General features: G+C 64.5%; 21 protein-coding genes. 10 read left to right on the forward strand and 11 right to left on the reverse strand.

Annotation, left to right across the window (positions count from 1 at the left end):
- Positions 1-18: 18 nt before the first annotated feature.
- From AAFG07_RS39520 to AAFG07_RS39545, 6 genes are all read right to left on the reverse strand, one after another.
- Positions 19-1,266 (reverse strand): acyl-CoA dehydrogenase, encoded by a 1,248-nt coding sequence (locus tag AAFG07_RS39520; RefSeq protein WP_342724973.1) that lies wholly within the window; start codon positions 1,264-1,266, stop codon positions 19-21.
- Positions 1,267-1,384: 118 nt separating this feature from the next.
- On the reverse strand, positions 1,385-2,512 hold the full coding sequence (locus AAFG07_RS39525; protein ID WP_342724974.1) for an acyl-CoA dehydrogenase family protein: 1,128 nt from the start codon (positions 2,510-2,512) through the stop codon (positions 1,385-1,387).
- Between the two features lie 182 nt (positions 2,513-2,694).
- Positions 2,695-4,560 carry an AMP-binding protein gene (locus AAFG07_RS39530; RefSeq protein WP_342724975.1) on the reverse strand — a complete coding sequence of 622 codons (1,866 nt, stop codon included), beginning with the start codon at positions 4,558-4,560 and terminating at the stop codon, positions 2,695-2,697.
- 41 nt (positions 4,561-4,601) lie between these two features.
- On the reverse strand, positions 4,602-5,408 hold the full coding sequence (locus AAFG07_RS39535) for an enoyl-CoA hydratase/isomerase family protein (protein ID WP_342724976.1): 807 nt from the start codon (positions 5,406-5,408) through the stop codon (positions 4,602-4,604).
- 204 nt (positions 5,409-5,612) lie between these two features.
- Positions 5,613-6,371, reverse strand: coding sequence for an SDR family NAD(P)-dependent oxidoreductase (locus tag AAFG07_RS39540; RefSeq protein ID WP_029077953.1), 759 nt, complete (start codon positions 6,369-6,371; stop codon positions 5,613-5,615).
- A gap of 90 nt (positions 6,372-6,461) precedes the next feature.
- Entirely contained in the window at positions 6,462-7,124 is a 663-nt protein-coding gene (locus tag AAFG07_RS39545) for a TetR family transcriptional regulator (protein WP_342724977.1), read from the reverse strand.
- 196 nt (positions 7,125-7,320) lie between these two features.
- Here AAFG07_RS39545 and AAFG07_RS39550 point away from each other — a divergent pair, with 196 nt between their 5' ends.
- Together AAFG07_RS39550 and AAFG07_RS39555 are read left to right on the forward strand one after the other, a co-directional pair.
- Entirely contained in the window at positions 7,321-8,493 is a 1,173-nt protein-coding gene (locus AAFG07_RS39550; protein WP_342724978.1) for an acetyl-CoA C-acetyltransferase, read from the forward strand.
- Between the two features lie 184 nt (positions 8,494-8,677).
- Positions 8,678-10,222: an acyl-CoA synthetase gene (locus tag AAFG07_RS39555; RefSeq protein ID WP_342724979.1), complete on the forward strand. Its 1,545-nt coding sequence runs from the start codon at positions 8,678-8,680 to the stop codon at positions 10,220-10,222.
- Positions 10,223-10,452: 230 nt separating this feature from the next.
- On the opposite strand, the gene AAFG07_RS39560 is transcribed toward AAFG07_RS39555, so the two are convergent.
- Positions 10,453-10,833 carry a hypothetical protein gene (locus tag AAFG07_RS39560; protein ID WP_342724980.1) on the reverse strand — a complete coding sequence of 127 codons (381 nt, stop codon included), beginning with the start codon at positions 10,831-10,833 and terminating at the stop codon, positions 10,453-10,455.
- Positions 10,834-11,061: 228 nt separating this feature from the next.
- On the opposite strand from AAFG07_RS39560, the gene AAFG07_RS39565 reads away from it, so the two are divergent.
- Both AAFG07_RS39565 and AAFG07_RS39570 read left to right on the forward strand, forming a co-directional pair.
- Positions 11,062-12,207, forward strand: a complete 1,146-nt coding sequence (locus tag AAFG07_RS39565) for an alpha/beta hydrolase (protein ID WP_342729379.1) — start codon at positions 11,062-11,064, stop codon at positions 12,205-12,207.
- Between the two features lie 211 nt (positions 12,208-12,418).
- Complete coding sequence (locus AAFG07_RS39570; RefSeq protein ID WP_342724981.1) at positions 12,419-12,787, forward strand: hypothetical protein; 369 nt, start codon at positions 12,419-12,421, stop codon at positions 12,785-12,787.
- 78 nt (positions 12,788-12,865) lie between these two features.
- Here the strand turns inward: AAFG07_RS39570 and AAFG07_RS39575 are convergent, their stop codons facing one another.
- Complete coding sequence (locus tag AAFG07_RS39575) at positions 12,866-13,588, reverse strand: hypothetical protein (RefSeq protein ID WP_342724983.1); 723 nt, start codon at positions 13,586-13,588, stop codon at positions 12,866-12,868.
- 167 nt (positions 13,589-13,755) lie between these two features.
- Between AAFG07_RS39575 and mbfA the strand changes: the two genes are divergently transcribed.
- From mbfA to AAFG07_RS39595, 4 genes are all read left to right on the forward strand, one after another.
- Entirely contained in the window at positions 13,756-14,727 is a 972-nt protein-coding gene (mbfA, locus tag AAFG07_RS39580) for an iron exporter MbfA (RefSeq protein WP_097677166.1), read from the forward strand.
- A gap of 44 nt (positions 14,728-14,771) precedes the next feature.
- The gene (locus AAFG07_RS39585) at positions 14,772-15,611 is read left to right on the forward strand and encodes a hypothetical protein (RefSeq protein WP_342724984.1); all 840 of its coding nucleotides are present in this window, start codon (positions 14,772-14,774) and stop codon (positions 15,609-15,611) included.
- 159 nt (positions 15,612-15,770) lie between these two features.
- Entirely contained in the window at positions 15,771-17,243 is a 1,473-nt protein-coding gene (locus AAFG07_RS39590; protein ID WP_342724986.1) for an amidase, read from the forward strand.
- Positions 17,244-17,480: 237 nt separating this feature from the next.
- Positions 17,481-17,834: a nuclear transport factor 2 family protein gene (locus tag AAFG07_RS39595; protein ID WP_342724987.1), complete on the forward strand. Its 354-nt coding sequence runs from the start codon at positions 17,481-17,483 to the stop codon at positions 17,832-17,834.
- A 139-nt stretch (positions 17,835-17,973) separates the two neighbouring features.
- Here the strand turns inward: AAFG07_RS39595 and AAFG07_RS39600 are convergent, their stop codons facing one another.
- Positions 17,974-19,062 (reverse strand): Zn-dependent alcohol dehydrogenase, encoded by a 1,089-nt coding sequence (locus tag AAFG07_RS39600; RefSeq protein WP_342724988.1) that lies wholly within the window; start codon positions 19,060-19,062, stop codon positions 17,974-17,976.
- Positions 19,063-19,116: 54 nt separating this feature from the next.
- Positions 19,117-20,898 carry an acyl-CoA dehydrogenase family protein gene (locus tag AAFG07_RS39605; RefSeq protein WP_342729380.1) on the reverse strand — a complete coding sequence of 594 codons (1,782 nt, stop codon included), beginning with the start codon at positions 20,896-20,898 and terminating at the stop codon, positions 19,117-19,119.
- A 71-nt stretch (positions 20,899-20,969) separates the two neighbouring features.
- Between AAFG07_RS39605 and AAFG07_RS39610 the strand changes: the two genes are divergently transcribed.
- Both AAFG07_RS39610 and AAFG07_RS39615 read left to right on the forward strand, forming a co-directional pair.
- On the forward strand, positions 20,970-21,671 hold the full coding sequence (locus tag AAFG07_RS39610) for an SDR family NAD(P)-dependent oxidoreductase (RefSeq protein ID WP_342724989.1): 702 nt from the start codon (positions 20,970-20,972) through the stop codon (positions 21,669-21,671).
- 162 nt (positions 21,672-21,833) lie between these two features.
- Positions 21,834-22,664 carry an enoyl-CoA hydratase gene (locus tag AAFG07_RS39615; protein ID WP_092126296.1) on the forward strand — a complete coding sequence of 277 codons (831 nt, stop codon included), beginning with the start codon at positions 21,834-21,836 and terminating at the stop codon, positions 22,662-22,664.
- A gap of 347 nt (positions 22,665-23,011) precedes the next feature.
- On the opposite strand, the gene AAFG07_RS39620 is transcribed toward AAFG07_RS39615, so the two are convergent.
- Positions 23,012-23,635 carry a GNAT family N-acetyltransferase gene (locus tag AAFG07_RS39620; RefSeq protein ID WP_342724990.1) on the reverse strand — a complete coding sequence of 208 codons (624 nt, stop codon included), beginning with the start codon at positions 23,633-23,635 and terminating at the stop codon, positions 23,012-23,014.

Below are 23,635 nucleotides of genomic sequence, written 5' to 3' on the forward strand. Positions count from 1 at the left end.
CTCGTTGTTCCGACGCCGTTACGCGCGGCCCTTGGTCGGGATCTTGTTGAAGGGAACGTCCTTGTCGACCCTGATGTCGCCGGGCAGACCCAGCACGCGCTCGGCGATGATGTTGCGCATGATCTCGTCGGTGCCGCCCTCGACGCGGGTACCCGGCGCGCGCAGCAGCATCGCCTGGAACTTGCCGGCGACCTCGGCATCCTCGGGCCCGTTGAGCGCACCCGCGGCGCCCTGCAAATCGAGCGCGTAGCTCGCGACGTCCTGGATCATCGAACCGGCGACCAGCTTGCCGATCGAGTTCTCCGGCCCCGGGCGTTCACCACGGGAGAGCGCGGAGATTGCCCGCATGCTGGTGTATTTCAGCCCGCTCGCCTTCACCGCCCAGTTCGCGAGCTTCGAACGCACCGCGCGGTTCTCGATCGCCGGGCCATCTTCCAGCATCAGGCTGTTGCAGAAGTCGAACAACTCGGGGAAGCCGGTCGAGACGCCGGCGCCGATCGACATCCGCTCGTTCATCAGCGTCGTCAGCGACACATTCCAGCCGTCATTGACATTGCCGAGCCGCTGCGAGTCCGGAATGCGCACGTCGGTGAAATAGACCTCGTTGAAGTCGGAGGCGCCGCTCGCCTGCTTGATCGGCCTGACCTCAACGCCCGGGCTCTTCATGTCCAGGAAGAACATGGTGAGGCCCTTGTGCTTTGCGACATTGGGATCGCTGCGGGTCAACAGGATGCCGTAGTCGGAATAATGCGCGCCGGAGGTCCAGATCTTCTGGCCGTTGATCACCCACTCGTCGCCCTGCTTCTCGGCGCGGGTGCGCAGGCCAGCGACGTCGGAGCCGCCGGCGGGCTCGGAGAACAGTTGGCACCAGATCTTCTCGCCGGAGGCCAGCGGCGGCAGATATTTGCGCTTCTGCTCCTCTCCGGCGAACGCCATCATGGTCGGGCCACACATGCCGTGGCCGATGATGAACATCGAGCTGAGGCGGCCGAACGGGCCCTCCTCCTGCTGCCAGATCACGCGCTCGATCGGCGAAGCGCCGCGGCCGCCGTACTCCTTCGGCCAGTGCAGGCAGGCCCAGCCGGCATCGGCCTTCTTCTTCTGCCAGGCCTTTGCGACCTCGAGAATGTTGGCGCCCTTGAGCTGCACGCGGCCGAGCGAGGCCTTGCGCAGCTCCTCCTCATATTGCTTCGGCGCATTGGCCGCGATCCAGGCTTTCGCCTCGGCGCGGAATGCGGCCTCCTGCGGGGTGTCGTCGAAATTCATGGTCTGTCATCCTTCGCCGGTGCCGTAGGATGGGTAGAGCGAAGCGAAACCCATCTTTGGACCACCCGCGTCATGATGGGTTTCGCTGCGCTCTACCCATCCTACGAGTTGCCAATCGTTACGCCGCGTTCTTCTTGCGCATGCGGTCGATCAGCGCGTCCTCCCAATAAGACAGGCTGCCGAGGCCGAGCGCCACCGCATTGGCGCGGCGGTAGTACATGTGGCAGTCGAACTCCCAGGTGAAACCCATGCCGCCATGGACCTGGATGTTGTTCTTGGCGCAGTGCTGGAACGCCTGCGTCGCGCTGATGCGCGCGGCCGCGGCCGCTTCCGGCAGTTCGCCGGCATTGGTCGAGAGCGCCCAGGCGCCGTAGTAGCAGTTCGAGCGCGCCAGGGTCGCCGAGACATACATGTCGGCCAGCATGTGCTTGACCGCCTGGAACGAGCCGATCGGACGGCCGAACGCGATGCGGTCGAGCGCATAGTCGCGGCCCATCTCGAGCGCGCGGTCGGCGCCGCCGACCTGCTCGAACGCCATCAACACGGCCGCACGATCCAGCACCTGGGTGATCACGCTCCAGCCCTCGCCGGCCGCGCCGAGCGGCTCGGCTTTGGCGTCCTTGAAGGTGATCTCGGCCTGGCCGCGGGTCAGGTCGATGTTGGTCAGCGACTTGACCTCGACGCCGCCGGCCTTGAGATCAACGATGAAAAGGGAAATGTCGGACTCACGTCCGCTCGAACCGGTGCGCGCGGCCACCACGGCGAAATCGGCGATCGCACCATCAGCGACCGGCTTCTTGACGCCGTTGAGCGCGCCGCCACTGGCCGTGACGTTGATCGCCTTCGGCGACGGATTGCCCTTGCCTTCGAACAGCGCCAGCGTGCCGATGGCATCGCCGGAGGCGATCTTCGGCAGCCATTTCTGCTTCTGCGCGTCACTGCCTGCGATCAGGATCGCCTCGGCAGCAAGATAGACGGTGGAGGAGAACGGCACCGGCGCCAGCGCGCGGCCCATTTCTTCCGCGATCACGCAGAGCTCGAGATGGCCGGCACCCGCGCCGCCGAACTGCTCCGGAATCGCGACGCCGAGAAAGCCCATCTCGGCGAGGCCCTTCCATAGCGCCTTGTCGTATGGCGCCTTGCCGTCGAGCACCTCGCGCACCGCCTTCGGCGGGCACTGCTCGGCGAGGTACTTCCGCGCCTCGTCGCGCATCTGCTTCTGTTCGTCGGAGAAATCGAAATTCATGGCGCTTACCCTTTTCTTGCTGTCACTTGTTCTTCGTCATTCCCCAATGCGCAATTGCGCATCTGAGGGCGCGACGAAGTCGCGAGCCCGGAATCCATCGAGCTCCGGACTCGCTGCAAAATGGATTCCGGGTTCGCGCTGCGCGCGCCCCGGAATGACGTGTTGAGAGAGCGTCGGCTTCATCACAGCACGATCACCTCGTCGCCGGGCTTGCCGGCGTAGAGCTTCTCGACCAGCGCGGCGCGGCGTTCGAGGCCGGCGCGCTGGTTGATGTAGCCCTTGTCGGTGAGCTCGTTGCCGTCGATCGACGGCGGCTCGACCATCAGCATCGCACGCGCGATGCGCATGCTGCTGCCGGTGCAAGATGCATTGTGCGCCTGCAAGCCTTTCCTGAGACAGGCGACCACCTCGGGATGCCGGATCACATCCTCATAGGTTGCGTCCGCATTGCCGACGAGCTGACGGCAGGCGTGCAGGTTCGGCCAGCACAACAGGCCGATGAACTCACGATCCTGCCCCGCCACCAGTGCGTCATGCACGACCGGCGTCGCGGCAGCGATCGCATCGGTCCGCAGCGAGCCGACATGGACGAAGGTGCCTGTCGTCAGCTTGAAATCCTCTACCACGCGCCCGGCGAAGATGATGCCCTGCAGCGGGTCCGCAGGATCCACGAACACGCCGGCATCGCCGATGCAGTAGAAGCCTTCCTCGTCGAACATCTTCGCGGTGAGGTCGGGCTGGCCGAAATAGCCCGGCGTGACGTTGACGCCGCGCAGCCGCAATTCGTATTTCGAGCCGCACGGCACCATCTTCAGCTCGACCCCGGGGAACGGCAGCCCGATCAGGCCGACGCGCTCGGTGTCCCAATAGGTCCCGGTCGAGGTCGGCGCGGTCTCGGTCGAGCCCCAACCGGTGTAGAATACGATGCGCTCGCCTGATGTCTTCACCGCCAGCGCCTGCATGCGGTCATAAAGATCGTCGGGCAGCCGGGCGCCGCCATAGGCCATGATCGAGAGGTTCTTGAAGAAGCTCGCGCACAACGCCTCGTCCTTCTCCATCGCGGATGCGAGCGCGGCGTAGCCGGCCGGCACGTTGGCGTAATAGGTCGGCGACACCTCGCGCAGGTTCCTGATGGTCTCCTCGAGCTGGCCCGGCATCGGCCGGCCGTCGTCGATGTAGAGCGTGCCGCCGTCGACCAGCACCGGGTTGAACGCAGCATTGCCGCCCATGGTGTGATTCCACGGCATCCAGTCGAGCACGGTCGGGATCGGCCCGGCCGTTTCACGCGGCCGCACCTGCATCATCATTGCCGCATTGGCGCACATCATCTGCTGGGTGTTGATGACTGCCTTGGGCATGCCGGTCGAGCCCGAGGTGAACAGCAGCTTGCCGACCGTGTCGGGCACGATCTTCGCAATCGACGCGCTGACATCGGCGGTCACCGGCGTTGCCGCGAGCTCGGCAAAGGCTGTGCTCTTGATCCCCTCGCAGGGACGCAGGACGTGAACGACCGTGATGCCGGTGAGATCGATCGCCTTCAGCGCCTTCTCGAAGGTCGGGCCGTCCTGCACCATCACGACGGCGGGCTTGATCAGATTGAAGAGATATTTGAGCTTGAGGTGATCCTGGCTCATCAGCGAATAGGCCGGCGACACCGGCGCGGCCGGCAACCGTGCCTGCATCGCGGCCTGCGTCATCAGCGCGTGCTCGATCGAATTGCCTGAGAGGATCGCGACGGGCCGGCCGTCGCCAATGCCGAGATCGAGCAGGCCTTGCGTCAGCGCATCGACGGTGCGCTTGGCTTCACCATAGGAGACCTTGCGCCACTGCCGGTCGGGGCCGCCGCGTTGCGCCAGCCAGATCCGCTCCGGCGCCTGCGCCGCCCATTTGGCGAGATAGGCCGGGATATGCGTTTCGTAGGCCTGCAGCGGAATCCGCGACCTCAGGATGACGGTGCCATCGCCGCGCCGCTCGACCGCGATGTCACGCGCGAGCCAATCCACCTTGCGAAAGGCAGGCTTCGTCAGCATCGCCGCGTCTCCATCCATTTTGCGTCTCCCGGAATTCTCGTCCTTTTGAGGATCTGTTCTCAGCGCCTGATATAGACAGGCTTTCGTTTCTCGAGAAAGGCCCTGATGCCCTCCTCGAAATCTTCCGAGCGACTGCACAGCACCTGATTGCGATCCTCCATCGCGATCACGGCCTCGATCGAGCCGGCATCGACGCTCATGTTGATGCATTCCTTCGAGAGCCGGAGGCCGACCGGCGAAGCCGTCATCATCGCCTCGACATAGGGATTGGCTGCTGCGTCGAGATCGGCGGCCTCGACCACCTCGGACACCAGGCCGACCGCAAGCGCGCGGTCGGCATGGATGAAGCGCCCGGTTAGGATCAATTCGGAGGCGACCGACACGCCGACGAGGCGCGGCAGGAAGTAGCTGGTGCCGATGTCGCAGCCGCCAAGGCCGAGCTTGATGAAGGCGCAGTTCATCCGCGCGTTCTTCGCCGCGATGCGGATGTCGGCGGCAAGCGCCAGTGCGAAGCCGCCGCCGGCGGCCGCGCCCTGCACCAGCGCGATGATCGGCTGCGGACAGCGCCGCATCAGCATCACGATGTCGGCAATGCGGCGCTGCGAGTCCAGCGACTCGGTGACGCCGGGTAGCTCGGTCTGGCCGCCGCGCCGCGCCATCGCATGCTTGAGGTCGAGCCCGGCGCAGAAATTCGCGCCGGCGCCCTTCAGCACCACGACGCGGGTGTCGCGATTGCGCTGCAGGCCCTGGAAGTAGGTGTTGAGCGCGTCGATCATCGCCGGATCGAGCGCGTTCAGGCTCTCGGGACGATTGAGCGTGACCCAATCGACTCCATCGTGATGTTCGATCAGCAGTGGCTGAGACACGCGAAAGCTCCTCCCGACCGTTCAGCGAACGCGACGCTCGTTACTGCGCCCTCTCCCCCTGTGGGAGAGGGCATGTTCGCTACTGCCTTGCATTCGATTGGGCGAGGGGTCTGTCTCCGCGGAAAGAACCCCTCATCCGTCGCGGACTGCGTCCGCGCCACCTTCTCCCACAAGGGGAGAAGGGAAGTACGGCGGAATTCGCCGCTAGCGCGGGGCCATGCGGATGGCGCCGTCGAGGCGGATCGTTTCGCCGTTGAGCATCGGGTTCTCGACGATGTGGACGGCGAGGTTGCCGTACTCCGAAGCATCGCCGAGGCGGGCCGGATGCGGCACCTGGGCGCCAAGGCTCTTGCGCGCTTCCTCGTTGAGGCCCATCAGCAGCGGCGTCAGGAACAGGCCGGGCGCGATGGTGTTGACACGGATCTTCAAGCTGGCGAGGTCGCGCGCGGCCGGCAGCGTGAGGCCGACGACGCCGCCCTTCGAGGCCGAATAGGCGATCTGGCCGATCTGGCCTTCATAGGCCGCCACCGACGCGGTGTTGATCGCAACGCCGCGCTCTTCGCCGATCGGAGCTTCGGTGGCGAGGCGCTCGGCGAACAGGCGCAGCACGTTGAAGGTGCCGATCAGATTGACGTTGATGATGCGGACGAACTTCGCCAGCGGATAGACGCCGTCCTTGCCGACGATGCGCTGCGAGCCGCCGATGCCGGCGCAGTTCATCAGCACGCGCGCGATGCCGTGCGCGGCCTCGGCCTTGGCGATCGCCGCCTTGATCGCTTCCTCGTCGGTGACGTCGGCGTGCAGGGCGACGCCCTTCACTTCGGCGGCCACCTTCTCGGCATTTTCCTTGTTCTGGTCGATCACGCCGATCCTGGCGCCCTTGGCGGCCATGGCGCGCGCGGTCGCAGCGCCGAGGCCGGAGCCACCGCCGGTGATGAGAACGGCAACGTCTTTCAACTGCATGGGAACAACCTTTCCTTGGGCGTTTCTTCTCTAGACTTGTTAATGGTGCGCAGCGAATAGCGAATGGAAGAGATGACCTCTCCCAATCCGCTACTCGCTATTCGCCATTCGCGATTCCTTCGCTTCCAGCACGCCGCCGAAGATCAAGGCTTCCATGTGCCTGATGTATTCGCGGCAGACCTCGTCGGTGACCGGACCGACGCCGACCGCGCGCGACATCGCGTGGCGGCCGAAGAACAGGTGATCGCAGGCGCCGATCAGGCTGGTGTAGAACAGCACCGGATCGATCTTGCGGAATTCGCCGGCCTTGATGCCCTCGGCCAGCAGCCGGCGGTGGAAATCCAAAAGCGGCGCGACGAAGAATTTCGACACCTCGTTCGCGGCAGCAGTCGAGCTCTCGTGCAGGAGATAATGAATCAGCCGGTTCATATAGGGGAACTGGTGATAGGCGCGGATGATGCCGCCGATATGCAGGCGCAGTTTCGCCGACGGCGTGATCGGCTGGCTGATGAGATATTCGAGTTGCGAGATCTCGGTGGCGGCGTCGCGCGCGAGCAGCGCCAGCAACAGCCCGTCCTTGTTGCCGAAATGATATTTCACGAGCGCGGCGTTGACGCCCGACTTCTGCGCGATATCGGACAGCGAGACCTCAATCGAGGCGCGCTCGATCATCAGCTCGCTGGCTGCGACCAATAGCTTGTCGGCAGTGGCATTTTTGCCGGCCGGAAGTTTCGTCGGTACGCTGGTATTCAACTGCGCTCTGGTCCCGCTCTGTGTCCCCGGCTGTTCCTAGCTGTTTCTTGGCTCGCCGGTAAATCGAGGCTGCACATAAGCCCATGGCGGGGCTGCACTCAAGAGTTAATTGATTGATTGACTAAATGCTGAGCCGCCCCTTAAATCCGGCCCAACTTTGAAACCGCCCAATCCAGAAACATCAGGGAGATCAGACATGGCCGAGGCATATATCGTCGCCGCCGCCCGCACCGCCGGCGGCCGCAAGGGAGGGCGTCTTTCCGGTTGGCATCCGGCCGATCTGGCCGCGACCGTGCTCAATGCGCTGGTCGAACGATCAGGCGCCGACCCGGCGCAGGTCGAGGACGTGATCATGGGCTGCGTGATGCAGGCCGGCGAGCAGTCCAACAACGTCGCGCGCAACGCGGTGATGGCCTCGAAGCTGCCCGAGAGCGTGCCCGCGACCTCGATCGACCGCCAGTGCGGCTCCTCGCAGCAGGCGCTGCACTTCGCGGCGCAGGCCGTGATGAGCGGCACCATGGACTGCGTGATCGCGGCCGGCGTGGAATCGATGACTCGCGTGCCGATGGGCCTCGCCTCCTCGCTGCCCGCCAAGAACGGCTTCGGCCACTACAAGAGCCCGGGCATCGAGGCGAAGTATCCCAACATCGTCTTCAGCCAGTTCACCGGCGCGGAGATGATGGCCGAGAAGTACGGCCTGTCGAAGGACGAGCTCGACGAATATTCCTACAACAGCCATCAGCGCGCGATCGCTGCCACGCAAGCCGGCCACTTCAAGGACGAGATCGTGCCGGTGACAATCACCCGGGCCGACGGCTCGACCGACACCCACCATATCGACGAAGGCATCCGCTTCGACGCCAGCCTCGACGGCATCAAGGGCGTCAAGCTGATCGCCGAGAACGGCAAGCTGACCGCGGCGAGCGCCAGCCAGATCTGCGACGGCGCCTCCGGCGTCATGGTCGTCAACGAGAAGGGCCTCAAGGCGCTCGGCGTCAAGCCGATGGCGCGCATCCATCACCTCACCATGATGGGCGGCGACCCCGTGATCATGCTGGAAGCGCCGCTGCCGGCAACCCAGCGCGCGCTGCAGAAGGCCGGCATGACAATCGACGACATCGACCTGTTCGAGGTCAACGAAGCGTTCGCCTCGGTACCGACCGCGTGGCTGAAGACCACCGGCGCCGATCCGGCCAGGCTCAACGTCAATGGCGGCGCGATCGCGCTCGGCCATCCGCTCGGCGGAAGCGGCACCAAGCTGATGACGACGCTGCTGCATGCCCTGAAGCAGCGCAACAAGCGCTACGGCCTGCAGACCATGTGCGAAGGCGGCGGCATGGCGAACGTCACGATCGTCGAGCGGCTGTAAGAAGCGTTCGATTAGGTCCGAAGGGCCTCCACATAAAAAGGTGTCGTCCCGGCGCAGGCCGGGACCCATAACCACAGGTGCTTGTGGTTATGCCGGGCTGCGGCCCCAACTCATTTCAACAACATAGAACGGTGGTTATGGGTCCCGGCTTTCGCCGGGACGACGCATGCCCTGAGGAAACACAATGACCCACCCCTCCATCCACGCGCGCAACCATCCGAACAAGATCGCCTACCAGATGGCGGGCAGCGGAAAGGCGATCACCTATCGCGAGCTCGACGAACTCTCGAACCAGGGCGCGCATCTGTTCCGCTCGCTCGGCCTCAAACCCGGCGACCACATCGCGCTGCTGATGGAAAACCGCCTCGCCTTCATGGAGATCTGCTGGGCCGCGCAGCGCTCGGGGCTTTATTACACCGCGATCAGCCGCTACCTGACCGAAGAGGAGATCGCCTACATCATCAAAGACTGCGGAGCGCGGGTGTTCATCACGACGCCGCAATGCGCCGACAAGGTGAAGGGCCTGATCAAGGGCGAGCCGGGCGAGCCGCTGTTCTACATGATGGACGAGCCGGCCCTTGGCTTCCGTTCCTACGACAAGGAGGCCGGCGCGCAGCCGACCACGCCGGTTGCCGACGAGGTTGCCGGCTACGACATGCTGTATTCCTCCGGCACCACCGGCCGGCCCAAGGGCATCAAGAGGGAGTTCGAGGGCAACCGGATCGACGTGCCGAACCCGTTCCTGCGCATTCTCACCGCCGACATGTGCGGCATGAACGCCGACTCGATCTATTTGTCGCCGGCGCCGCTCTATCACGCGGCCCCCCTGCGCTTCAACATGATGGCAACGGTGCTGGGCGGCACCTCCGTCATCATGGAGCATTTCGACGCCGAGGAATTTCTGAAGCAAGTCGAGAAGCACAAGGTGACGCAGTCGCAGCTGGTGCCGACCATGTTCGTGCGCATGCTGAAGCTGCCCGACGAGGTGCGCGCCCGCTACAAGGTCTCATCGCTGAGGGGCGCGATCCACGCCGCGGCGCCCTGCCCGGTCGACGTCAAGGCGAGGATGATCGGATGGTGGGGACCGATCCTGATCGAGTATTACGCCGGCTCCGAGGGCAACGGCGTCACGGTCTCGACCTCGCAGCAATGGCTGACACATCGCGGCACGGTCGGCCGCGCCGTGGTCGGCAAGGTCAAGATCCTGGACGAGAACGACGAGGAGGCGCCGACCGGCCAGATCGGCCAGGTCTATTTCGCCGACGCGCCCGCGTTCACCTATCACAACGATCCCGAGAAGACGAAGAAGGCCTACAACGCCAAGGGCTGGTCGACGCTCGGCGACGTCGGCTACCTCGACGAAGAGGGCTTCCTCTATCTCACCGACCGCAAGAGCTACATGATCATCTCCGGCGGCGTGAACATCTATCCGCAGGAGACCGAGGACGTGCTGATCACGCATCCCGCGGTCTCCGACGTCGCGGTGTTCGGCGTGCCGAACGAGGAGATGGGCGAAGAGGTCAAGGCCGTGGTGCAGCCGCACGACATCACCAGGGCCGGCAAGGAGCTCGAGGCCGAGCTGATCGCGTTCTGCCGCCAGCATCTGTCGCCGATCAAATGCCCGAAGAGCATCGACTTCGAGCAAGAGTTGCCGCGGACGCCGACCGGGAAGCTGGTGAAGCGGCATCTGCGGGACAGGTACTGGCCGAAGGCTCCCGCCAAGGCGTAGCCGCGCTTCACCCTCCCCTGGAGGGGGAGGGTCGGCTCACAACGAGCGAAGCGAGATGCGATACGGGGTGGGGTGATCTCTCAACACGAGCAGTGCCCGATACGAGGGACCTGCACCCCACCTCGGTTCGCATTGCATGCGAACCGATCCTCCCCCTCCAGGGGAGGATGAAGACAGACCGCGTGTCAGAGACGCGCCAAACTCCGCCACATCGCGGGTCGTATGCGGCGTTACAAATCCTCCGCCGGTCCGCATGCCACCGACGCCGCGGCACGCAAATGCAGTTGGCCGTGCTTGCCTGATGCCGTGCTGGTCCATTGCGCGTCGATCTGCTGAAGATCTTCCGACAGCTTGCCACGATGGCTGCCGTCGGTCTCGAACGCTCCATTGCCATCGGGCGACCGTTCAAAGATCTCGACCTCGAGATCGGACAGCCGGATGAACATCTGCACGCCGATCCTGGTCACGTGACGGCCGACCTCATATGAACCGCAGCCACGCGCTTCCGCGTTTTGCTCGTTCAGGGCCTGCACCTTGTCGAAGGTGATGACGACGTTCTGCACCGTGTTGTCGCCGTCCCAGAGGAATTCGCCGATATAGGCGCGCGGCAATTTTTCGGTGAGCTCCTTGATGTCGGCCGCGCGCGGCCGACATCAACACCAGGCCGGCGGCCACAAGCGTCACACCGAGACGCGACATCCAGCCGAGCAGCTCTGCAATCCTCGCGTGGCGCATGCAGTATGCATCCCGTGGCCAAAGTTGCTATCGTGAATCAATGGCCGCCAGCATACAGCAAAATGCGCTGGTTCTGCGGCGATGCCCAACAGGTGATCTGCACGATGGAAACGCTCCCCGACGTCCCGCTCCCCGCCACCATCCGCTCGCGTTATGTCGACGGGATCAACGGCCTGCGGATGCATGTGCTGGAGGCGGGCTTCGAGACAGCCGGCCGGCCCTGCCTGTTGCTGCTGCACGGCTTTCCGGAGCTGGCGTTTTCCTGGCGCAAGGTGATGCCGAAGCTTGCCGCGGCCGGCTATCACGTGATCGCGCCGGACCAGCGCGGCTATGGCCGCACCACAGGCTGGAGCGCGGATTATGACGGCGACCTCACATCATTTCGCCTGCCCAATCTGGTGCGCGATGCGCTCGGGCTGGTCGCAGCGTTCGGCTACACGCACGTCGACGCCGTGATCGGGCACGATTTCGGCTCGTCGGTCGCGGCATGGTGCGCGCTGATCCGCCCCGACGTGTTCCGCGCCGTCGTCATGATGAGCGCGCCGTTCGGAGGAACGCCGTCGCTGCCGTTCAACACCGCAAGTGAGCCCGCGAAACCCGCGAGCGAAGACCCCGTGCATCGCGAGCTGGCGGCGCTGCCGCGTCCGCGCAAGCATTACCAATGGTACTATTCGACGCGCCCGGCCAATGCCGACATGCATCGCGCGCCGCAGGGCGTGCACGACTTCCTGCGCGCCTACTACCATCACAAGAGCGCGGACTGGAAAGGCAACAAGCCTTATCCGCTGCAATCCTGGTCGGCGGGGGAGCTGGCCAAACTGCCGACCTACTATGTGATGGACCTCGCCAAGGACATGGCCGCGACGGTGGCCGAGGAGATGCCGTCGCGCGAGGCGATCGCCGCCAACGCATGGCTGCCCGACCGCGAGTTGACCTTTTACAGCGCGGAGTATCAGCGCACGGGATTCCAGGGCGGGCTGCAATGGTATCGCTGCGGGACGTCAGGCGCGTTCACTCCGGAATTGCAAACCTGGAGCGGCCGCAGCATCGACCAGCCGTCCGCGTTCATCTCGGGCAAGCAGGATTGGGGCAACTATCAGCGGCCCGGCGTGTTCGAGACGATGCAGACCAGGGCTTGTACCAAAATGATCGGCTGCCATCTGGTCGACGGCGCCGGTCACTGGGTGCAGCAGGAGCAGCCGGACGAAGTGAGCCGGCTGCTGCTGCAGTTCCTCGCGCGTGCAAGCTAGAGCCACTTCGGTTCTGATCGAATCAGTCGCTCTAGATTCTTGTCTTTCCAGGTCTTCTTCGCGCGAACCGGCATCCGTCCCGCATCAGATGCGCATGCCTGCCGCCACGATCCCGTCACAGGGCGTTAATGCGCGGTTCACGAAGCATTGGGCAATGATTGGCGTTGCTAGAAACCGGCGCTCGGTCCGGCGACTTTTTGAGGAGAGCAAGATGGATAGGAAAATCGCTGGACTTCTGGGAGCAGTAGCCGCGTTCGGCGCGGTCGGTGCCGCCGAAGCTGCGCCTGGGCCGAACCCGGCCGACGTTCTGCAGGCGAACTCATACGCGGATCTGCTGGAGCCGATCTCGAACGCCTCCGCAAAGCTGCAGGCGCTCGACGAGGCTGCGCCCGCTCCGGTCCGCGAGAACGTGCAGCTTGCACAGTACTACTACCACCACCATCACCACCACCATCATCACGGCTACTATCGCCGCGACTACTACGACCGCCCGGTCATCGTGGTGCCGCGCTATCGGCGCTACCACCATCACCATCATCACCACCACCATCATCACAGCTTCTACCGTCGCGATTACTGAGCGATGGCGGCCGATCGGCGATACCACAACGGGGCCCGCGGGCCCCGTTGTTTTGTCAACTGTGATGCGGCATCTCGCTCAATCGTTGCGCGCCTTCTCCTTTGCGGCGCGGTGCAGATGGCGATATGTGCCGTCGAACACCGTGTCCGATGACGACGTCCATTCCGTTCCGGCGGCCAGTTTGGGCCGATTGTTGTAGATGCGGCGCGCCTGCAACTCGCGTTCGGCGGCCTCCTCCTCGCCCATCTGCTCGAGCTGAAAGTTCGCTTCCTCGGGAATCACGATGATCTGGGCGAACGGCTCGTTCGGCCGGAAAATGTGAGTGCGCCCTTCCGCCGGCGCCTTGAACACGGTGAAGAACATCATCGGCCACCAATTGCGCACCAGCGCCGGAACGGCGATCGGCACGGTGTCGGAGCGATCGGTGTAGAAGCGCGGATGCGGTTCGGTACGGATCGCCATGCCCTTCTCGACCTTAAGATCGAGCAATATCTGATAGGTGTAGAACGCGTCGCCGAAATTCCGGAACGGCGGCCACTGCACGCCGCTGTCCGGCGGCTCACCCCAATCGGCGTCGAGTTGTAACCTTCCGTCCTTCGTGGTGACGTGCAGCTCGAAATCATAGGGATAGAACAGCTCGATCCCGTATTGCGCGCCTTCCGAGAACGGCACGCAATGCCAGACCTGCTCGCGCGAACCATCGCTGCGCGGCTCACGGTTGCCGGCCCAGCCCGGAATCTCGAGTTTCGTGCGCCGCGGCGCCAGGCGCGCGTCGTTCAGCCGATATTTGACCCTGTCCATACAATCCCCCTCGTGAGCCGCAGGAACCCGAACGGGCACAGGACCGGCCCGGTTCCCTTCATCGTGATCACGAACAGGGCCATAGCGCGGCTTAGTAGATTGACCCCAGCACCGCCTACACATATTAGAATTATTCTAATTCTAAACTCCGTAAGCAAGGCGTTGCCGTGAAGAATTTCGCCGATTTGACCGAGCGCGAGGTGCTGGCGGTCGCGATTGCCTCCGAGGAGGAGGACAGCCGCATCTACATGTCCTTCGCCGAGGACCTCACCGAACGCTATCCGGATACCGCAAAGATCTTCGAGGAGATGGCGGAGGAAGAGCGCGGCCATCGCCACCGTCTGCTGGAAACCTACGAGCAGCGCTTCGGCCCGCATCTGCCGCCGATCCGGCGCGAGGACGTCAAAGGCTTTCTGCGCCGACGCCCGATCTGGCTGACCAAGAACCTGCCGCTCGACACCATCCGCAAGGAAGTCGAGACCATGGAGCTGGAGGCCGAGCGCTTCTATGCCCGGGCCGCCGAGAAGGCCGAGGATGTCGGCGTGCGCCGGCTGCTCGGCGATCTCGCCGAGGAGGAGAAGGGCCACGAGAAGCTCGCGGTCCGCCTGACCGGCGAGATCCTCAAGCCCGATGTGCGCGCGGAGGAAGACCGCACGCGGCGGCGGATGTTCGTGCTGCAATATGTGCAGCCGGGCCTCGCCGGACTGATGGACGGCTCGGTCTCGACGCTGGCGCCGCTGTTCGCCGCCGCCTTCGCCACCCATCACAACTGGCAGACGTTTCTGGTCGGCCTTGCCGCCTCGATCGGCGCCGGCATCAGCATGGGCTTTGCCGAAGCGCTGTCCGACGACGGCTCGCTGACCGGCCGCGGCTCGCCCTGGCTGCGTGGCATCACCTGCGGATTGATGACGACGCTCGGCGGTCTCGGCCACACCATTCCCTATCTGGTGCCCGACGCCTGGCCGAACGCATTCTGGATCGCCACCGCGATCGCCGGGATCGTGGTGTTCTTCGAGTTGTGGGCGATCGCCTTCATCCGCTCGCGCTACATGGACACGCCGTTCCTGCAGGCGGTGTTCCAGATCGTGCTCGGCGGCGCGATCGTGCTCGCGGTCGGCATCCTGATCGGCGCGGCGTAGGACGGCTAGGTCTCCCGATGCGATCCCGGCGCCGATGTCGAGATATGGCCCGCACAACGCTGATTGCGCTCGCCGCGGTCGGATACAGCAGCCGTGCGCAGGCGACCGACGAGATCCAGGTCTACAATGCCGGCATCGCGGCGGTCGGCCAGTTCACCATTCAGCAGCATCTCAACTATGTCGGCATCGGCCAGAAGGATCCGCCATTCCCCGGCGGCTTTCCGTCCAACGGCAGCCTCAACGGCACGCCGGAATTTGCCTATGGCATGACGGACTGGTGGGAGCTCGGGCTCTATCTGCCGTTCGCCGTACAGGACCGGCAATTCCTGTCCGACGCATTCAAGCTGCGTACGCTGTTCGTGTCGCCCAACGCCGACAAGCGCAATTTGTTCTACGGCATTAATTTCGAGCTGAGCCATGAGATGCCGAAATTCGCACAGACCCGCTGGGGCCTGGAGATCCGGCCGATCATCGGCGTGCGCAACGCGGACTATGAATTCATCGTCAACCCGATCGTCGATGTCGGCTTCGGCAAATCTGGCGAGGCGGATTTCGCCCCCGCCGCGCGCGTGGCGCGCAAGCTGAAGGACGATGTGTATGTCGGCCTCGAATACTATGCCGATTTCGGCAAGATCGGCGCCTTCAGCCCGCTCGCCGAGCAGCAGCACACATTGTTCGCGGTGACCGACTTCAAGGTGGGCGACGTCGACATCGACTTCGGCGTCGGCTACGGCCTGACGCGGGCATCCGACCGGCTCGTGGTCAAGACGATCATCGGATACGCCTTCCCGGTGCCCGGGACCAAGGAGAGCAGCGAGCGCGCCAGCGCAAGCGGCCCCATCAATCCCATGGCGCATCTGTCGGCGCGCAGCACGCCTTACTAGGCGCGCGTTGGCCTCCCCGGCATCAGGCAGAGCCCGATGATCACGATCGCGTTAGGCGATGTGTGACGTCGAGGTTGCGCGAGCGCAATTGCGATCAAGCCGGCCTTGCCCGTCCGCTCCATTCTGCGCATGATCGCCGCCAAAATCAGGGAGCACGCCGTGGCCAAATCGCAATACAGTTTCAAGACCGCCGTCGAACTGTCGAAGGCGCTGCGCAACAAGCAGGTCTCGGCCATCGAGCTCGCGGAAGACGCGATCGGCCGCATCGAACGCCATGACGGCAAGGTCAACGCGGTTTGCGTGCGCGATTTCGAGCGCGGCCTCGCTGCTGCCCGCGCTGCCGATGCCGCGATCGCGCGCGGCGAGCACAGGCCGTTGCTCGGCATTCCCATGACGGTGAAGGAATCCTTCAACGTCGCCGGATTGCCGACGACCTGGGGCTTCCCGCCGCAAAAGGATTTCGTGCCGGCGGAAGACGCGCTCTCGATCACGCGGGTGAAGGACGCCGGCGGCGTCATCCTCGGCAAGACCAACGTGCCGGTCGCCCTCGCCGACTGGCAGAGCTACAACGAGATCTACGGCACCACCAACAACCCCTACGACCTCGGCCGCACGCCGGGCGGCTCCTCCGGCGGATCGTCGGCGGCGCTTGCCGCAGGCTACGGCGCATTGTCGCTCGGCTCCGATATCGGCGGTTCGCTGCGCGTGCCGGGATTCCACTGTGGAATCTATGCGCACAAGCCGACCTTCGCGCTGCTGCCGTCGCGCGGCCACACCCCGCCGCCGCTGCCGCCACTGCCGTTCGATCGCGATCTGTCCGTGATCGGCCCGATGGCGCGCGGCGCGGCCGACCTCGCGCTCGTGCTCGACGTGATGGCCGGCCCCGATCCGCTCGAAGCGGGCAAGGCCTACCGGCTGGAGCTGCCGGCGGCGCGCCACACCGCCTTGAAGGATTTCCGCATCCTCGTGATCGACAGCGATCCGGTAATGCCGACCGACAAGGTGATCCGCGGAAGCATCGACAAACTCGCGAGCAATCTCGACAAGGCCGGCGCGAAGGTGTCTCGCGCGAGCCCACTGTTGCCGGACTTCGCCGCGTCCTCGCGGCTTTACATGCGGATCCTGCTGTCGTTCCTGGCGGCGACCTTCCCGCCGGAGGTCTATGCCGGCGCCTGCGCGGCGGCAGCTGCGCTGCCGGCCAGCGACACCAGCCTGCAAGCCGAGCGGCTGCGCGGCATCGCGCTCAGCCATCGCGACTGGGTGATCGCCGACGGCGGCCGCGCGCGGCTGCGCGCGCAATGGCGCGAGCTGTTCAAATCGTTCGACGCCGTGATCTGCCCGATCATGTCGACACCGGCCTATCCGCACGATCATTCGCCCGACCAGGAGCAACGGCGGATTCTGATCGACGGCGAGCCGCACGTCTACACCGACCAGCTCGCCTGGCCCGGCATCGCGACCCTGCCCGGCCTGCCTTCGACCGCGATCCCAACCGGCTTTGCGCCCGACGGACTGCCGGTCGGCGTGCAGATCGTCGGCCCCTGGCTTGAGGACCGCACGCCGCTCAAGCTCGCCGAGCTGATCGAGCGCGAGTTCGGCGGCTTCGTGCCGCCGAAGATGTTCAACGATTGAGTTAGAGCGTCGTTGTAAAGCAATGACGCGTATCCAACTCTATCACCGTCACCCCCGCGCAACGGCTTTGCCGTTGTCGCTGGAGGAGGCCGCGAAGCGGCCGTCTCGAAGGGTCGACGGCCCAACTGTGGCCGTGCATCCTTCGAGGCTCGCAAGAGCTCGCACCTCAGGATGACGGTATCGAAAGCGCCGCTGCTCGCACCGCAATGACGAGCAACAGCAACAGGGAGAAAGCCAATGAGCAATGACCTGGAAGAGCTAACGAAGCTCAACAAGGATTACGTCGATTCCGTTCAGAACTGCGACGTCAAGCGTTTCGATGAAATCCTGGCGCAGGACTTCTACTGCACCAATCCCGACAAGAGCCTGGTCGACCGCGCCGCCTTCCTGAAGCAGACGGCGATCCCCGTGAAGATCAAGGGGTTGAAGGCCGAGGACGTCAAGATCCGCATCCTCGGCGATTTCGCCATCATCCACGCCCAGACCAGCTACACCGGCGCGGACGGCCAGCCTACGCACGGCCGCTACACCGATTGCTGGGCGCGGCAGAACGGCAAATGGCTCGCGGTGTCTGCGCACGTCGCGCGGTGAGGACAACGTTCGCAGCGTCACCCTCCGCTGTCATGCCCCGCTTTAAGCGGGGCATCCAGTACTCCGCGGCTTCTCGGCTCAAGCACAACTGCCTCTGGAATACTGGGTCGCCCGGTCAAGCCGGGCGACGACGACTGGGCTAGCCGTCGAACATGATCACGCTGCGCAGCGTCTTTCCGGCTTTCATGTTGGCAAAACCCTCGTTGATCTCGCTGAGCTTCAGCTTGGCCGAGATCCAGTCCTCGAGATGCAGCTTGCCGCGCATGTAGAAGTCGACGAGGCGCGGCATGTCGACGCGGAAGTGGTTGGAGCCCATCGACGAACCTTGAATGCGGCGCTCGCGCAGGAAGTCAAAACCGTGCAGCTCGATCTTCTGGCCGAACGGGATCATGCCGACGATGGTCGCGGTGCCGCCTGCCGCCAGCATGGCGAAGGCCTGCTCGGCGGTCTCCTTGCGGCCGAGCACCTCGAAGGAGTGATGCACGCCGCCGCCGGTGAGCTCACGTACCTGCTGGACCACGTCGCCGCGCGCGGGATCAACGATGTCGGTGGCCCCTAACTTGGTCGCAAGTTGCAGCTTGGCCGGATTGGTGTCGATCGCGATAATGCGGCCGGCGCCGGCGATCTGCGCGCCGTTGATCGCGGCCATGCCGACGCCGCCGCAACCGATCACAGCCACGGTCTCGCCCGCGGTGACCTTCGCGGTGTTCACCACGGCGCCGTAGCCGGTGATGACGCCGCAGCCGATCAGCGCCGCGAGATCGAGCGGCATCTCCTTCTTGATCTTCACGATCGCGTTCTCGTGCACCAGCATCTGCTCGGCGAAGGACGACAGATTGAGGAACTGGTTGAGCTTCTCCTTCCGGCCCCACGACAGGCGGTTGGAGGCGCCGGGCAGCATCTTCACCGTGGTATCGGTGCACAGCACGGTGCGGCCGGTGGTGCAATTGTCGCAGGTGCCGCAGAATACCGAGAGACAAGTGACGACGTGATCGCCCGGCTTCACGTAATTGACGTCTGAGCCAACCTTCTCGACCACACCGGCCGATTCATGGCCGAGCACCGCCGGCAGCGGATGCGGATAAAGCCCTTCCATGAAGTGCAGGTCGGAATGGCAGAGACCCGCGACCGCGGTGCGGATCAGGACCTCGCGCGGCCCCGGATTGGGTACGCTGACATCCTCGATCACCAGCGGCTGATTGACTTCATGCAGGACGGCGGCCTTCATCGGGGTCTCCCTTGGCGTTTCTGTTTTGATTAGGCGTTGAGTTCGCGCGGCAGACTACGCTGCTGATAGCAATTCGCCAACCTCGGCCATGCCGACGGCGCGATCGCCGAGCAGGTGCTCGGTCATCCTGCGCTGAACGGTATTTTCCGTAAGCCGGAACGGATCGCCCGGCGTCACGCGGTGATCGATCACCATCCGCGATAGCAATAGCCGGCGCGCGTCGCCGCGCATCTCGTGGATACGTCCGCCCTCCCATGCCAGCGCCACGGCGCTCGCGACGTGATAGAGCAGGCTGGTGGCGCGCCGCGCATCGCCCTCATTGTCGATACGGCCTGCGACTTCGCGGGCAAACCCGATCGCACGATCGCTGAGATCGCGCAGCCGGTTGCGCCAGGCTTGCGGCACGTTCGGGCTGTCATCGAGCCGCGCATGCAGATCAGCGGCGAGCGCATTGTCGGCACCATGACGTCCGACCGCGCGCTTCAGCGCATCGATCGCGACGATGTTGCCGGTGCCCTCCCAGATCGAGCCGAGATGCGCATCGCGCAGCAGCCGCGGCGTGACGAATTCCTCGATGTAGCCGATGCCGCCGCGCATCTCCATCGCGTCGCCGCAGACCTTGCGGGCGTCGCGAGTGGCGCGGAACTTCAGCGTCGGCGTCAGGATGCGGAGCAATGCTGCGGCATCCTGGCTGCCGGCCTCGGCGCGGTCGAGCGCATCGGCGGTGAGGAAGCTCATCGACAGCGCCTGCTCGGTCGGCAGCATGATCTTCATCAACTGGCGCCGCGCCAGCGGCAGATCGATGATCCGCTGGCCGAACACCACGCGGCCCCTCGCAACCGTGATCGCGTCGTGCCAGGCGCGGCGCATCAGCGCGGTCGACTTCACGCCGTTGGACAGACGCGACGAGTTCACCATCTCGGCCATCTGCACGAAGCCGCGGTCGAGCTTGCCGACGGCATACGCGATCGCACCATCGAGCTTGATCTCGCCCGAGGCCATCGAGCGGGTGCCGAGCTTGTCCTTCAGGCGCACGATCCGGTAGTGGTTCTGCGAACCGTCATCGAGGAAACGCGGCATCAGGAACAGGCCGACGCCTTTGGTGCCCGGCCCCGCGCCTTCGGGGCGCGCCAGCAGCATCACCACCTTGGCATCGGCATTCGAGCAGAACCACTTCTCGCCATAGAGCCGCCAGTGGTCGCCCTCCTGCACCGCGCGCGTGGTCAGGGTGCCGACGTCGGAGCCGCCTTCCTTCTCGGTCATGAACTGGCCGCCCTGCGTCAGCTTGCTCATGTCGGTCTGGGTCAGGCCGTCGAGGTATTTCGCCTTCAACGCCTCGCTGCCGAAATTCGCCAGCAGCTTGGCGCAACCATCGGTGACGTTGATCGGGCAGCCCATGCCGAATTCGGCCTGGTTGAACAGGAAGGTAAAGGCGTGCTTGGCCACCACAGGATATTTGTCGGGCCAGCCCATGATGCCCTTGCGGATCGACAGCGCGTGAATGCCGAACTCGCCGAACGCGACCTTCTCGATCTCGCGATAGGCCGGATGATATTCGATTGTTTGCACGTCGCGGCCGAACTTGTCGCGCTGGTGCAGCACCGGCGTATGCCGGTCGGCAAGCCGCGCGCATTCGTCAAGATAGCCGCCGGCCAATCCGCCGAGCCCGTCGAGATGCGGCTCGATGTGGCGGAACAACGCCTCGGGCAGATGCAGTTTCAGAAGATCGGTCAACGCGGGATCGGCCCGGTAGAAATTCATTCCCGTCGTATCGGGCGCCAACAGGCCCGGTTGGCTGGCGGACGACGTTTTCAGATCCTGCTTGTGCGGCTGCATTGAATTCCCGGCTGCGGTGCTCATTTGTTTGGGCACGACTATCCTCCTCCGGCCGAGCAAAGGAAAGCCCAATGGATATTCCGAAGTACAAGATCGCCCTGATCGTCGGCGCCGGCGAGGGCCTCAGCGCCTCGCTGACGCGGCTATTTTCGCGGGAGGGAATTCGCGTGGCGCTGGGCGCGCGCAGCATCGAGAAACTTGGTGCGTTGTGCAACGAGACCGGCGCGCGCGCCTATGCCTGCGACGCCACCAAGGCCGAGGATGTCGAACGTCTGTTCGGCCTGGTCGAACGCGAGATCGGAACACCCGACCTCGTGGTCTATAACGCGTCCGGCCGCTCGCGCGGTCCGTTCGTTGAACTCGTCCCTTCCGAGGTCGAGCAGGCGATCGCGGTCTCGGCGTTCGGCGGTTTCCTGGTGGCGCAGGAGGCGGCGAAGCGGATGCTGCCCAACAAGAAGGGCGCGATCCTGTTCACCGGCGCCTCCGCCAGCGTCAAGGGCTATGCGCAATCGGCGCCGTTCGCGATGGGCAAGTTCGCATTGCGTGGGCTGGCGCAGAGCATGGCGCGCGAATTGTCGCCGCAAGGCATCCATGTCGCGCATTTCGTGATCGATGGCGGCATCCGCAGCGCCGCGCGCGCCGAACCCGCTGACAAGCCGGATTCGATGCTCGATCCCGACGCCATCGCGTTGAGCTACTGGAACGTGCTGCAACAGCCGCGCAGCGCCTGGACCTGGGAGCTGGAATTGCGGCCCTGGGTTGAGAAGTTTTGAGATGACGGAGATCATGCAAGCGGCGTAGGCTCTATGCCAACCGCCGCGACGTTCGTCATTGCGAGGCGCGAAGCGACGAAGCAATCCATCTCTCCACGCGCGGCAACATGGATTGCTTCGCTGCGCTCGCAATGACGACAACAATCGACTTCCGGGGAAACCATGACCGCTGAAATCAAGATCGAGACCGGCACCGACGAACTGCTCTGCGTGATCCGCGACCGCGTCGCCGTCATCACGCTGAACCGCCCGGACGCCCGCAACTCGCTGTCGGACACGCTGACGCCGGCGCTGCGCACGATGATCCGGACCTGTGGCGAGAACCCCGAGGTCGGCGTGCTGCTCGTCACCGGCGCCGGCAAGGCGTTCTGCGCCGGCGGCAACGTCAAGGGTATGGGCGCCAATCGCGACCCGAAGAAACTCGAAATGTCCTATGAGGACAAGGTCGCCGACCTCCAAGAGCGCCAGCGTCTGCTCACCGGCGCACTCGCCTCGGTGCGCAAGCCGACCATTGCCGCGCTGCCCGGCCCGGCGGTCGGCGCCGGCCTTGCGATCGCGATGGCCTGCGACATCCGGATCGCGGCGCAATCCGCCTTCATCTCGACCGGTTATCTGCGCGTGGCGCTGAGCGGCGACTACGGCATGGCCTGGCTGTTGACGCGCCTGGTCGGCACCTCGCGCGCCCGCGAGCTGATGTTCACGTCGGAAAAGGTCGATGCCGCAAGATGCGAGCAGATCGGTCTCGTCAACCGCGTGGTACCGGACGAGACGCTGCAAGACGAGGCGTTCGCGCTGGCGAAGTCGATGGCCGAAGGCCCGACCCTGGCGCTGCGCTACATGAAGGACAATCTCGACGAGGCGCTGCAATTCGACTTCGCCACCGCGCGCGACCACGAGGCCGAGCGGCTGATCCGCCTGACCACGACGGCCGATCACAAGGAGGCAGTGCAGGCCTTCATCGAGAAGCGCAAGCCGGTGTTTAGGGGTAATTAGGCGCGTAGCGCCCTTCAAGTCACCTCTCCCCTTGTGGAAGAGGTCGGATTGCATCGGAAGATGCAATCCGGGTGAGGGGTTCGGGTCTCTCTGTGAGGGCGAGTCTGCTGAGAGACCGCCCCCTCACCCGCACCGCATTCCGCTTCGCTGCATGCGCTGCGGCCTCTCCCACAGGGGGAGAGGCGAAGCAAGTGCGTAGCCCGGATGGAGCGAAGCGTAATCCGGGGCAGGCTATCCGCGGCGAAAGCTGATCCCGGATTGCGCTTCGCTTCATCCGGGCTACGGGATCGGAACAATCAAAAAGAAAAGGGCCCGGTTCTGGAGGGGCCAGAACCGGGCCTAGTCAGTCAAACCGCAAGCGAGGACATCGTGGCCGAGCGGGAAGTGGCGGCAAGCCGCCAGCTGGCACAGGGAATGTCTTGTGGTTCGACGTAGATCTCTTTCGCAAAGCGCACCAGCTTCCAATCGCCGGGGCTCGCAGTGAAGGCATAGCCGGACTTGCGGGCGAGACCGATCATCGTGGCGTTGGACCGCAGCGTGTCGCCGAAGATGCGCTCGGCTCCGAAAGACGCCGCGCGGCATTCGAGATTCTTCAACAGCGCTTTGCCAATGCCGTGGCCCTGCCACCGGTCATCGATCGACAGGCCGAACTCGACGCTCGACGTATCGGCATGGAAGGCATAGCGGGCTTCGCCGACGATGGTCTCAAAACCATCGACCACCATCGTCGCGACCACCGTGAACCGGTCAGCCTCGCCGACGTGAATAAAACGCTCGAGCTCCATCTTCGGCAGCTCGCTCAGTGCACCCAGGAAGCGGTTGTAACGGGACCCGGCGGAGAGCGAGCGGATGTAAGCCTGCAGCTCTTCACGATCGCGCGGCTCGACGAAGCGCACCTTGATCTCGCTGCCGTTCTTGGCGCGCAGCACATCAGAGTATTGCTTGAGATCGTCGAGATGCAGCGCAGTCAT

Origin of the sequence: Bradyrhizobium sp. B097, assembly GCF_038957035.1 — a bacterium.
GTDB lineage: Bacteria > Pseudomonadota > Alphaproteobacteria > Rhizobiales > Xanthobacteraceae > Bradyrhizobium.

Coding starts and splice junctions, on each gene's coding strand:
- AAFG07_RS39520 (WP_342724973.1), bottom strand. CDS start 1,266: ATGAATTTCGACGACACCCCGCAGGAGGCCGCATTCCGCGCCGAGGCG.
- AAFG07_RS39525 (WP_342724974.1), bottom strand. CDS start 2,512: ATGAATTTCGATTTCTCCGACGAACAGAAGCAGATGCGCGACGAGGCG.
- AAFG07_RS39530 (WP_342724975.1), bottom strand. CDS start 4,560: ATGGATGGAGACGCGGCGATGCTGACGAAGCCTGCCTTTCGCAAGGTG.
- AAFG07_RS39540 (WP_029077953.1), bottom strand. CDS start 6,371: ATGCAGTTGAAAGACGTTGCCGTTCTCATCACCGGCGGTGGCTCCGGC.
- AAFG07_RS39550 (WP_342724978.1), top strand. CDS start 7,321: ATGGCCGAGGCATATATCGTCGCCGCCGCCCGCACCGCCGGCGGCCGC.
- AAFG07_RS39555 (WP_342724979.1), top strand. CDS start 8,678: ATGACCCACCCCTCCATCCACGCGCGCAACCATCCGAACAAGATCGCC.
- AAFG07_RS39565 (WP_342729379.1), top strand. CDS start 11,062: ATGGAAACGCTCCCCGACGTCCCGCTCCCCGCCACCATCCGCTCGCGT.
- AAFG07_RS39570 (WP_342724981.1), top strand. CDS start 12,419: ATGGATAGGAAAATCGCTGGACTTCTGGGAGCAGTAGCCGCGTTCGGC.
- AAFG07_RS39575 (WP_342724983.1), bottom strand. CDS start 13,588: ATGGACAGGGTCAAATATCGGCTGAACGACGCGCGCCTGGCGCCGCGG.
- AAFG07_RS39585 (WP_342724984.1), top strand. CDS start 14,772: ATGGCCCGCACAACGCTGATTGCGCTCGCCGCGGTCGGATACAGCAGC.
- AAFG07_RS39595 (WP_342724987.1), top strand. CDS start 17,481: ATGAGCAATGACCTGGAAGAGCTAACGAAGCTCAACAAGGATTACGTC.
- AAFG07_RS39600 (WP_342724988.1), bottom strand. CDS start 19,062: ATGAAGGCCGCCGTCCTGCATGAAGTCAATCAGCCGCTGGTGATCGAG.
- AAFG07_RS39605 (WP_342729380.1), bottom strand. CDS start 20,898: ATGCAGCCGCACAAGCAGGATCTGAAAACGTCGTCCGCCAGCCAACCG.
- AAFG07_RS39610 (WP_342724989.1), top strand. CDS start 20,970: ATGGATATTCCGAAGTACAAGATCGCCCTGATCGTCGGCGCCGGCGAG.
- AAFG07_RS39615 (WP_092126296.1), top strand. CDS start 21,834: ATGACCGCTGAAATCAAGATCGAGACCGGCACCGACGAACTGCTCTGC.
- AAFG07_RS39620 (WP_342724990.1), bottom strand. CDS start 23,635: ATGACTGCGCTGCATCTCGACGATCTCAAGCAATACTCTGATGTGCTG.